Source organism: Klebsiella sp. K5-45 (assembly GCF_030128605.1).
GTDB classification, from domain to species: Bacteria; Pseudomonadota; Gammaproteobacteria; order Enterobacterales; family Enterobacteriaceae; genus Klebsiella; species Klebsiella quasipneumoniae.
Genome location: NZ_JAKUZW010000006.1, coordinates 111,012 through 121,735, shown reverse-complemented (window position 1 = coordinate 121,735; position 10,724 = coordinate 111,012). Strand labels below are relative to the sequence as shown.

Sequence of the window (10,724 nt, the reverse complement as noted above, 5' to 3'; positions counted from 1 at the left end):
GGCCAGATTCGAAGTTAGTGATTAATCTGGGATTGTTGTCGTGACGTCAGTAAAAAACAGCAAGGGCCACGGAGGCTGATATGTTAAGTATTTTTAAACCCGCCGCGCATAAAGCGCGTTTGCCAGCCGCGGAGATCGACCCGCTCTATCGTCGGTTACGCTGGCAGATTTTTATCGGCATCTTCTTTGGTTATGCCGCTTACTATCTGGTTCGTAAGAACTTTGCCCTGGCGATGCCCTATCTTATCGAGCAGGGTTTCTCCCGCGGCGACCTCGGTTTCGCCCTTTCCGGCATCTCCATTGCCTACGGATTTTCGAAATTCATCATGGGATCGGTCTCTGACCGTTCGAATCCACGCATTTTCCTGCCGGCGGGGCTGATCCTCGCCGCGCTGGTGATGCTGGTGATGGGCTTCGTACCGTGGGCCACCTCGAGCATCATGATCATGTTCGTGCTGCTGTTCCTCTGCGGCTGGTTCCAGGGGATGGGCTGGCCGCCGTGCGGCCGTACCATGGTCCACTGGTGGTCGCAGAAAGAGCGTGGCGGAATTGTTTCAGTGTGGAACTGCGCGCATAACGTCGGCGGCGGGATCCCGCCGCTGTTGTTCCTGTTGGGTATGGCCTGGTTTAACGACTGGCACGCGGCGCTCTATATGCCGGCGTTCGCCGCTATCCTGCTGGCGATTTTCGCCTTTGCGATGATGCGCGATACTCCGCAATCCTGCGGCCTGCCGCCAATCGAAGAGTATAAAAACGACTATCCGGATGACTATAGCGAAAAGCACGAAGAAGAGCTGACGGCGAAGCAGATCTTTATGCAGTACATTCTGCCGAACAAGCTGCTGTGGTACATCGCGGTCGCCAACGTCTTCGTTTATCTGCTGCGCTACGGCATTCTCGACTGGTCGCCGACCTACCTGAAAGAGGTGAAGCACTTCGCGCTGGATAAATCCTCCTGGGCCTACTTCCTGTACGAGTACGCGGGGATCCCGGGCACCCTGCTGTGCGGCTGGATGTCGGATAAGGTGTTTAAAGGCAACCGCGGCGCCACCGGCGTGTTCTTTATGACCCTGGTGACCATCGCTACCATCGTGTACTGGCTGAACCCGGCGGGTAACCCGGGCGTGGATATGGCCTGTATGATTATTATCGGCTTCCTGATCTACGGCCCGGTGATGCTGATTGGTCTGCATGCGCTGGAGCTGGCGCCGAAGAAAGCTGCCGGCACCGCGGCAGGCTTCACCGGTCTGTTCGGTTATCTCGGCGGCTCCGTGGCCGCGAGCGCCATCGTCGGCTACACCGTCGATTTCTTCGGCTGGGACGGCGGCTTTATGGTAATGATCGGCGGCAGTGTGCTGGCGGTCGTCCTGCTGGTTATCGTGATGCTCGGTGAACGCCGTCATCATCAACAGCTGAAACAAGCCTAAGGAGCGGCGATGAACATGAAACTCACCACGCTAATGAGCGGCATGATGTTGGCCAGTTCGGCGCTGTGCTTCAGCGCGACAGCGGCGGATAAAATGGTTATCGCCCACCGGGGCGCCAGCGGTTATCTGCCCGAACATACCCTGCCGGCGAAAGCGATGGCCTACGCGCAGGGGGCGGATTACCTTGAGCAAGACCTGGTGATGACCAAAGACGACCGGCTGGTGGTGTTGCACGACCATTATCTCGACCGGGTGACCGACGTCGCTCAGCGCTTCCCGCAGCGGGCGCGTCAAGATGGCCGTTTCTACGCCATCGACTTTACCCTGGCCGAGATTAAGTCGCTGAAGTTTACCGAAGGCTTTGAGCCGAAAGATGGCAAGAACGTGCAAACCTATCCCGGGCGTTTCCCGATGGGCAAATCCGATTTCCGCATTCATACCTTTGAAGAGGAGATTGAGTTTGTCCAGGGGCTGAATCATTCCACCGGCAAAAACATCGGTATTTACCCGGAAATCAAAGCGCCGTGGTTCCACCATCAGGAAGGCAAAGATATTGCTGCCAGCACCCTGAAAGTGCTGAAAGAATATGGCTATACCAGCAAGCAGGATAAGGTCTATCTGCAGTGCTTTGACGCCAACGAGCTGAAGCGCATTAAAAATGAACTGGAGCCGAAGATGGGCATGGATCTTAATCTGGTGCAGCTCATCGCCTATACCGACTGGAATGAAACCCAGCAGAAACAGGCCGATGGCCAATGGGTGAACTACAGCTATGACTGGATGTTCAAGCCGGGGGCCATGGCGCAGATTGCACAATACGCCGACGGTATTGGTCCGGATTACCATATGCTGGTGGCGGAAGGCTCAAAGCCGGGGGCGGTGAAGTTGACGGCGATGGTGAAAGAGGCGCACGCCAGCCATCTGCAGGTGCATCCGTACACCGTGCGCGCGGATCAGTTGCCGGAGTACGCGACTAACGTTAATCAGCTCTATGACCTGCTGTATAACCAGGCGGGCGTCGACGGCTTGTTTACCGATTTCCCGGATAAAGCGGTGCAGTTCCTGGACGCGAAACGCTAAAAAGCCGGGTGGCGGTTGCGCCTTACCCGGCGTACGAACTGCGGTTTTGTTGACACGGTTCTCGGCGTGCAACGATTTCGACCCGGGAATAACGTTTGTTCTATGATATTTCCTGGAAGATTGTGCTCCCGATATTTCTTCTGCGTTATGCCTTTCATAGCGAAGGGAGTGCACAGGGGGAGGCCAGTCGCCGCCTCCCCCTGTACCCCCGGGCTCCGGCCAGCAAAATCGCCGCTGCGCGGTCCCTTCGACTTATCCCTGCAGGCTTCGGATCGGGCTGAGGCAGCATCCAAGCAAAACACGGCCCTCAGCCCGCATCCATGCGGGCTGCCCCGGCCTTCCGGGAACGTCTCAGCGATTTTGAGGCCGTCAACACCGTCAGTTTCAGCAGCCCAGGGCGGCAGTACGTAAACGGCCGGTCCTGGAACAGTAGCTCAGGTAAGTGTAGCGCCACCTGACAAGACTACATCTCGATCTCAATATCGCCTTTCGCCCGGCAGCAGCAGGGCAAAATCTCGCCCGGCTGGATAAAGGCCAGCGGCTCGGTCAGCCAGTCAACCTGGCCGGAGACCAGACGGGTGCGGCAGGAGCCGCAATAGCCTGCGCGGCATTGATACTCGACGTCGATATTATGCGATTCAAGAGCAGCCAACAGGGAAGGGTGTTCATCCTGACACTCAAGGCGAGTGTCAGAGATTTTCAAGAAGATCCGCTTCATTACAGCTGGAAGTTGCTCAGATCGTCGGCATCGACTTCAGAGTCGATCTGGCCGACCAGGTAAGAGCTGACCTCTACTTCCTGCGGCGCCACCTGAACGTTGTCGGAGACCAGCCAGGTGTTGATCCACGGGATCGGGTTGGAGCGGGTCTGGAACGGCAGATCAAGGCCCACCGCCTGCATGCGGATATTGGTGATGTACTCGACGTACTGGCAGAGAATATCTTTGTTCAGGCCAATCATCGAGCCGTCGCGGAACAGGTAGTCCGCCCACTCTTTCTCCTGCTGGGCCGCCAGCACGAACAGATCATAGCACTCCTGTTTGCACTCTTCGGCGATTTCCGCCATTTCCGGATCGTCGCTGCCGGAGCGCAGCAGGTTCAGCATATGCTGAGTGCCGGTCAGGTGCAGCGCTTCATCGCGGGCGATCAGGCGGATAATTTTGGCGTTGCCTTCCATCAGTTTGCGCTCGGCGAAAGCGAAGGAGCAGGCGAAGCTGACGTAGAAGCGGATCGCTTCCAGGGCGTTAACGCTCATCAGGCACAGATAGAGTTTCTTTTTCAGCTCGCGCAGATTGACGGTCACGGTCTTGCCGTTGACGGTGTGGGTGCCTTCGCCCAGCAGGTGCCAGTAGCTGGTCATCTCGATCAGCGAATCGTAATAGTGGGAGATCCCCTCGGCACGCTTCTGGATCTGCTCGTTGGTGACGATATCGTCGAACACGGTCGCCGGATCGTTGACGATGTTGCGGATGATATGGGTGTACGAGCGCGAGTGAATGGTCTCAGAGAAGGCCCAGGTTTCCACCCAGGTCTCCAGCTCCGGGATGGAGATCAGCGGCAGCAGAGCGACGTTCGGGCTGCGGCCCTGGATGGAGTCGAGCAGCGTCTGGTACTTCAGGTTGCTGATGAAAATGTGTTTTTCATGTTCCGGCAGCGCCTGGTAGTCGATGCGATCGCGGGAAACGTCAACCTCTTCCGGGCGCCAGAAGAAGGAGAGCTGCTTTTCAATCAGCTTTTCAAAGATGTCGTATTTTTGCTGATCGTAGCGGGCCACGTTAACCGGCTGGCCAAAAAACATTGGCTCAAGCAACTGATCGTTTTTCGTCTGTGAAAAAGTGGTGTATGCCATTGAAGTGAGTCCTGTTGAACTGTATTGCCCGGCGGGAATGGGTTGGCCGGGCCTACAAAATCGTAGGCCGGGTAAGCGTAGCACCACCCGGCAAAAATACCTTAGATCTTACAAGCGCCGCTTTCGCAGCCGTCGTCCTGAATGGACGGGGCCAGGTCATCCTGAGCGTCTTCAGCGCCATCACGGGTGTTGTGATAGTACAGCGTTTTGACGCCGAATTTATAGGCGTTGAGCAGGTCTTTCAGCAACTGCTGCATCGGCACTTTTCCGGAAGGGAAGCGCGTCGGATCGTAGTTGGTATTTGCAGAGATCGACTGGTCGATAAACTTCTGCATGATACCCACCAGCTGCAGGTAGCCGTCGTTGTTCGGCATTTCCCACAGCAGCTCGTAGGCGTTCTGCAGGTTTTCGTAATCCGGCACCACCTGGCGCAGGATCCCATCCTTCGAGGCTTTGATACTCACGTGACCGCGCGGCGGCTCGATGCCATTGGTGGCGTTGGAGATCTGCGACGAGGTCTCGGACGGCATTAGCGCGGAGAGCGTAGAGTTGCGCAGGCCGTGGGTTTTAATGGACTCGCGAAGCGCTTCCCAGTCGTAGTGCAGGGATTCGCTGACGATGCCGTCCAGGTCTTTTTTGTAGGTATCGATCGGCAGGATACCCTGCGCATAGGTGGTTTCGTTGAACCACGGGCAGGCGCCCTGTTCGATAGCCAGCTCGTTGGAGGCCTTCAGCAGGTAGTACTGAATCGCTTCGAACGTTTTGTGGGTCAGGTTGTTGGCGCTGCCGTCGGAGTAGCGTTTGCCATGCTTCGCCAGATAGTAAGCGAAGTTGATCACGCCGATGCCCAGCGTACGGCGGCCCATTGCGCCGCGTTTGGCGGCCGGGATGGGGTAATCCTGATAGTCGAGCAGCGCGTCCAGGGCACGCACCGCCAGCACCGCCAGCTCTTCCAGCTCGTCGAGGCTGTCGATAGCCCCGAGGTTGAAGGCCGACAGGGTGCATAGCGCGATTTCGCCGTTTTCGTCGTTGACGTCTTCCAGCGGTTTAGTCGGCAGAGCGATCTCCAGGCACAGGTTAGACTGGCGCACCGGGGCGACCACCGGATCGAACGGGCTGTGGGTGTTGCAGTGGTCGACGTTCTGGATGTAGATGCGGCCGGTGGAGGCGCGCTCCTGCATCATCAGCGAGAACAGCTCAACCGCTTTAATGCGCTGCTTGCGAATGCTGTCGTCCTGCTCGTACTGGGTGTACAGGCGCTCAAACTCGTCCTGATCGGCGAAGAAGGCGTCATACAGGCCCGGGACGTCGGAAGGGCTGAACAGGGTAATGTCGCCGCCCTTCAGCAGACGGGTGTACATCAGCTTATTGATCTGCACCCCGTAGTCCATGTGACGAACGCGGTTGGCGTCGGTACCGCGGTTGTTTTTCAGCACCAACAGGCTTTCCACTTCCAGATGCCACATTGGGTAGAAGAGGGTCGCCGCGCCGCCGCGAACGCCGCCCTGCGAGCAGGACTTCACCGCAGTCTGGAAATGTTTGTAGAACGGAATGCAGCCGGTGTGGAAGGCTTCGCCGCCGCGGATCGGGCTGCCCAGCGCGCGAATGCGGCCGGCGTTGATGCCGATGCCGGCGCGCTGGGAAACGTATTTCACAATCGCGCTGGAGGTGGCGTTGATGGAATCCAGGCTGTCGCCGCACTCGATCAGCACGCAGGAGCTGAACTGACGGGTCGGGGTACGCACACCGGACATGATCGGCGTCGGCAGCGAGATTTTAAAGGTCGACACCGCGTCGTAGAAACGCTTGATGTAGTCCAGACGCGTTTCGCGCGGGTAGTTAGAGAACAGGCAGGCAGCCACCAGAATATAAAGGAACTGCGCGCTCTCATAAATTTCGCCGGTGACGCGGTTCTGTACCAGATACTTGCCTTCCAGCTGCTTCACGGCAGCATAGGAGAAGTTCATGTCGCGCCAGTGGTCGAGGAAACCGTCCATCTGCTGGAACTCTTCTTCCGTGTAGTCTTCCAGCAGATGATGATCGTATTTACCCTTCTCGACCATCTTCACCACGTGATCGTAAAGCGCCGGCGGCTCAAACTGGCCGAAGGCTTTTTTACGCAAGTGGAAGATCGCCAGACGCGCGGCGAGGTACTGGTAATCCGGCGCCTCGCGGGAGATCAGGTCCGCAGCGGCTTTAATAATGGTTTCGTGGATGTCCGCGGTTTTAATGCCGTCATAGAACTGGATATGCGAGCGCAGCTCTACCTGGGAAATCGAAACGTTATTCAGTCCTTCTGCCGCCCAATCCAGTACGCGATGGATTTTGTCGAGATTGATGCGCTCGGTGGTCCCGTCGCGCTTTGTCACCAGCAGACTCTGATTCATGTGGATTTTACCTGTCCGTGAAAGAAAATATCCCCCGTTTATCCACAGAAGGCCGTTGTGACTAACTCTGTGGATAAATACTATATGTAGGGGGTTGTCGATAAAAGGAACGCTATATGGTGAGTATTTTAGTAAGGAATCTTTTGAGTACAAGGGTTGATTTTGACGTTAAATTGAGGTTGCGGAAGGGTAATAATCCGCAAGTCCACGTCGCATAAGGCCTGGAGAAGAAGTCAATAAAACAGAAAAAAAAATGAAAATTTGATCGAGTGCTGATTTCTTCATCGGAAGAAATAATCACGCGGCTTGATGCCGCGCAATCATCATAAGCGCAGCTGCTGACGTCACGCTTTTTTGGCGCTGGTATGCAACATATAGTTAACATCAACCCCCGGCGCCAACTTGAAGGTGTTGGTCAACGGATTGTAATGCAGACCGATGATATGCTGCTCTTTCAGAGTAGTCTGATCTACCCAGCCCAGCAGTTCGGCCGGCTTGATAAACTTTTTCACATCATGGGTGCCTTTGGGCACCATCTTCATGACATATTCCGCGCCGACCACCGCCATCAGCCACGCTTTACCGTTGCGGTTGATGGTGGAGAAGAAGACCTGACCGCCAGGCTTCACCAGCCGCGCGCAGGCGTGGACTACCGACTGTGGATCAGGGACGTGCTCCAGCATCTCCATGCAGGTGACGACATCGTATTGCTGCGCGTGCTTCGCGGCATGTTCCTCAACCGTTTCCTGAACATATTCCACCTGAATACCGCTCTCCAGGGCGTGCAGTTTCGCCACCTGCAGCGGCTCTGCACCCATGTCCAGTCCGGTAACCGTCGCGCCTTCGCGCGCCATACTCTCGGCGAGGATGCCGCCGCCGCAGCCGACATCGAGGACTTTTTTACCGAACAGGCCGCCTGAGCGTTCGGCGATATAGCCCAGCCGCAGGGGATTAATGCGGTGGAGCGGTTTGAACTCGCCCTCCAGATCCCACCAGCGCGAGGCGACGGCTTCGAATTTGGCGATTTCAGCATGATCGACGTTAGGGGCTACCGACGTTTTTTCGGCATTCATGGGCGCTTTTACTCCTTTTCTGTTCAGACCTGGGAGTATATCAGCAGCGCGCCATGAATAAACCGTATTGCTTTACCTCTCTTAGCGCGGCTGTGTTATAATTTGCGACCTTTGAATCCGGGATACAGTAGAGGGATAGCGGTTAGATGAGCGACCTTGCGAGAGAAATTACACCGGTCAACATTGAGGAAGAGCTTAAGAACTCTTATCTGGATTATGCGATGTCGGTCATTGTTGGCCGTGCGCTGCCGGATGTCCGAGATGGCCTGAAGCCGGTACACCGTCGCGTACTTTACGCCATGAACGTATTGGGCAATGACTGGAACAAAGCCTATAAAAAATCAGCCCGTGTCGTTGGTGACGTAATCGGTAAATACCACCCGCACGGCGACTCCGCGGTATACGACACCATCGTCCGTATGGCGCAGCCGTTCTCGCTGCGTTACATGCTGGTGGACGGCCAGGGTAACTTTGGTTCCATCGACGGCGACTCCGCCGCGGCGATGCGTTATACCGAAATTCGTCTGGCGAAAATCGCTCATGAGCTGATGGCCGATCTTGAAAAAGAGACGGTCGATTTCGTGGACAACTATGACGGTACGGAGCGTATTCCGGACGTCATGCCGACCAAAATTCCTAACCTGCTGGTAAACGGCGCCTCCGGGATCGCCGTCGGGATGGCCACCAACATACCGCCGCATAACCTGACGGAAGTGATCAACGGCTGTCTGGCCTATGTCGACGACGAAGACATCAGCATTGAAGGGCTGATGGCGCATATTCCTGGCCCTGATTTCCCGACCGCCGCCATTATCAACGGCCGTCGCGGCATTGAAGAGGCCTACCGCACCGGTCGCGGTAAAGTCTACATCCGCGCGCGCGCGGAAGTGGAAGTGGACGCCAAATCCGGCCGCGAAACCATTATCGTGCATGAAATTCCTTATCAGGTGAACAAAGCGCGCCTGATTGAGAAAATCGCCGAGCTGGTGAAAGAAAAACGCGTGGAAGGCATCAGCGCGCTGCGTGATGAGTCTGATAAAGACGGGATGCGCATCGTGATTGAAGTGAAGCGCGACGCGGTAGGGGAAGTGGTGCTCAACAACCTCTATTCCCAGACCCAGCTGCAGGTCTCCTTCGGTATCAACATGGTTGCGCTGCACCATGGCCAGCCGAAGATCATGAACCTGAAAGACATCATCGCCGCCTTCGTGCGCCACCGCCGCGAAGTGGTGACCCGTCGTACGATTTTCGAACTGCGCAAAGCGCGCGACCGGGCGCATATCCTCGAAGCGCTGGCCGTGGCGCTGGCCAACATCGACCCGATTATCGAACTGATCCGTCGCGCGCCGACCCCGGCTGAAGCGAAAGCGGCGCTGGTTGCCCAGGCGTGGGATCTCGGTAATGTCGCGGCGATGCTGGAACGTGCCGGTGATGACGCCGCGCGTCCGGAATGGCTGGAGCCAGAGTTCGGCGTGCGCGAGGGTAAATACTACCTGACCGAGCAGCAGGCTCAGGCGATTCTGGATCTGCGTCTGCAGAAACTGACCGGCCTTGAGCATGAAAAACTGCTCGACGAATATAAAGAGCTGCTGGAACAGATCGCGGAACTGCTTCACATCCTCGGCAGCGCCGACCGTCTGATGGAAGTGATTCGCGAAGAGCTGGAGCTGATCCGTGACCAGTTCGGCGACGAACGTCGTACCGAAATCACCGCCAACAGCGCTGATATCAACATCGAAGATCTGATCAACCAGGAAGACGTGGTGGTCACCCTGTCGCATCAGGGCTATGTGAAGTATCAGCCGTTGACCGACTACGAAGCACAGCGTCGTGGCGGTAAAGGCAAATCGGCAGCGCGCATTAAAGAAGAAGACTTTATTGACCGCCTGCTGGTGGCCAACACCCATGACACCATCCTCTGCTTCTCAAGCCGCGGTCGTCTGTACTGGATGAAGGTCTATCAGCTGCCGGAAGCCAGCCGCGGCGCGCGCGGTCGTCCGATCGTCAACCTGCTGCCGCTGGAAGCCGATGAGCGTATCACCGCTATCCTGCCGGTCCGCGAGTACGAAGAGGGCGTTAACGTCTTTATGGCCACCGCCAGCGGTACCGTGAAGAAAACCGCGCTGACCGAGTTCAGCCGTCCGCGTTCCGCTGGCATCATCGCGGTGAACCTGAACGAAGGCGATGAGCTGATCGGCGTCGATCTGACCTCTGGTCAGGACGAAGTGATGCTGTTCTCCGCGGCCGGCAAGGTCGTGCGCTTCAAAGAAGATGCCGTTCGCGCCATGGGCCGTACCGCCACCGGCGTACGCGGCATTAAGCTGGCGGAAAACGACAGCGTCGTCTCGCTGATTATTCCGCGCGGCGAAGGCGCGATCCTGACGGTGACGCAAAACGGTTACGGTAAACGTACCGCCGCGGCTGAGTATCCGACCAAGTCGCGTGCCACCCAGGGCGTTATCTCGATCAAAGTCACCGAGCGTAACGGTTCCGTGGTCGGCGCCGTACAGGTGGATGATTGCGATCAGATCATGATGATCACCGACGCCGGGACGCTGGTGCGTACCCGCGTTTCCGAAGTGAGCATCGTGGGCCGTAACACCCAGGGCGTGATCCTCATCCGCACCGCGGAAGATGAAAACGTGGTGGGTCTGCAGCGCGTCGCTGAGCCGGTAGACGACGAAGAACTGGACGCCATCGACGGTAGCGCGGCGGAAGGCGATGATGATATCGCCCCGGAAACAGATACCGATGACGACATCGCCGAAGACGAAGAGTAATCGTCCCAGGTAAATGTTCTGAAAGGGCCGGGTATTCTCCCGGCCCTTTTTGCATTAACATTGCGGCAAAGCCGGTTTACCGCTACTTTAACCCCATTCTGTTGAGTCCCTGACGGCCGAGCATCGCCA

General features: G+C 56.9%; 7 protein-coding genes. 3 read left to right on the top strand and 4 right to left on the bottom strand.

The annotated features are described in order from the left end of the window. Positions 1-80 precede the first annotated feature (80 nt). Both glpT and glpQ read left to right on the top strand, forming a co-directional pair. Entirely contained in the window at positions 81-1,427 is a 1,347-nt protein-coding gene (glpT, locus tag MKS11_RS14325) for a glycerol-3-phosphate transporter (protein ID WP_023318769.1), read from the top strand. Between the two features lie 9 nt (positions 1,428-1,436). Then, positions 1,437-2,507 (top strand): glycerophosphodiester phosphodiesterase, encoded by a 1,071-nt coding sequence (glpQ, locus tag MKS11_RS14320; RefSeq protein WP_004201693.1) that lies wholly within the window; start codon positions 1,437-1,439, stop codon positions 2,505-2,507. A 463-nt stretch (positions 2,508-2,970) separates the two neighbouring features. Here the strand turns inward: glpQ and yfaE are convergent, their stop codons facing one another. The 4 genes from yfaE to ubiG form a co-directional block, all read right to left on the bottom strand. Further along, positions 2,971-3,225: a class I ribonucleotide reductase maintenance protein YfaE gene (gene yfaE, locus MKS11_RS14315; protein ID WP_004201692.1), complete on the bottom strand. Its 255-nt coding sequence runs from the start codon at positions 3,223-3,225 to the stop codon at positions 2,971-2,973. After that, on the bottom strand, positions 3,225-4,355 hold the full coding sequence (gene nrdB, locus MKS11_RS14310) for a class Ia ribonucleoside-diphosphate reductase subunit beta (protein WP_004140835.1): 1,131 nt from the start codon (positions 4,353-4,355) through the stop codon (positions 3,225-3,227). The genes yfaE and nrdB overlap by 1 nt, the downstream gene beginning before the upstream one ends. Before the next feature lie 101 nt (positions 4,356-4,456). Then, complete coding sequence (gene nrdA / locus MKS11_RS14305; RefSeq protein ID WP_004201691.1) at positions 4,457-6,742, bottom strand: class 1a ribonucleoside-diphosphate reductase subunit alpha; 2,286 nt, start codon at positions 6,740-6,742, stop codon at positions 4,457-4,459. A 344-nt stretch (positions 6,743-7,086) separates the two neighbouring features. Beyond that, positions 7,087-7,815 (bottom strand): bifunctional 2-polyprenyl-6-hydroxyphenol methylase/3-demethylubiquinol 3-O-methyltransferase UbiG, encoded by a 729-nt coding sequence (ubiG, locus tag MKS11_RS14300; protein ID WP_004201690.1) that lies wholly within the window; start codon positions 7,813-7,815, stop codon positions 7,087-7,089. A 146-nt stretch (positions 7,816-7,961) separates the two neighbouring features. Here ubiG and gyrA point away from each other — a divergent pair, with 146 nt between their 5' ends. Next, positions 7,962-10,595: a DNA topoisomerase (ATP-hydrolyzing) subunit A gene (gene gyrA / locus MKS11_RS14295; protein ID WP_065903297.1), complete on the top strand. Its 2,634-nt coding sequence runs from the start codon at positions 7,962-7,964 to the stop codon at positions 10,593-10,595. The last annotated feature ends 129 nt before the right edge of the window (positions 10,596-10,724 follow it).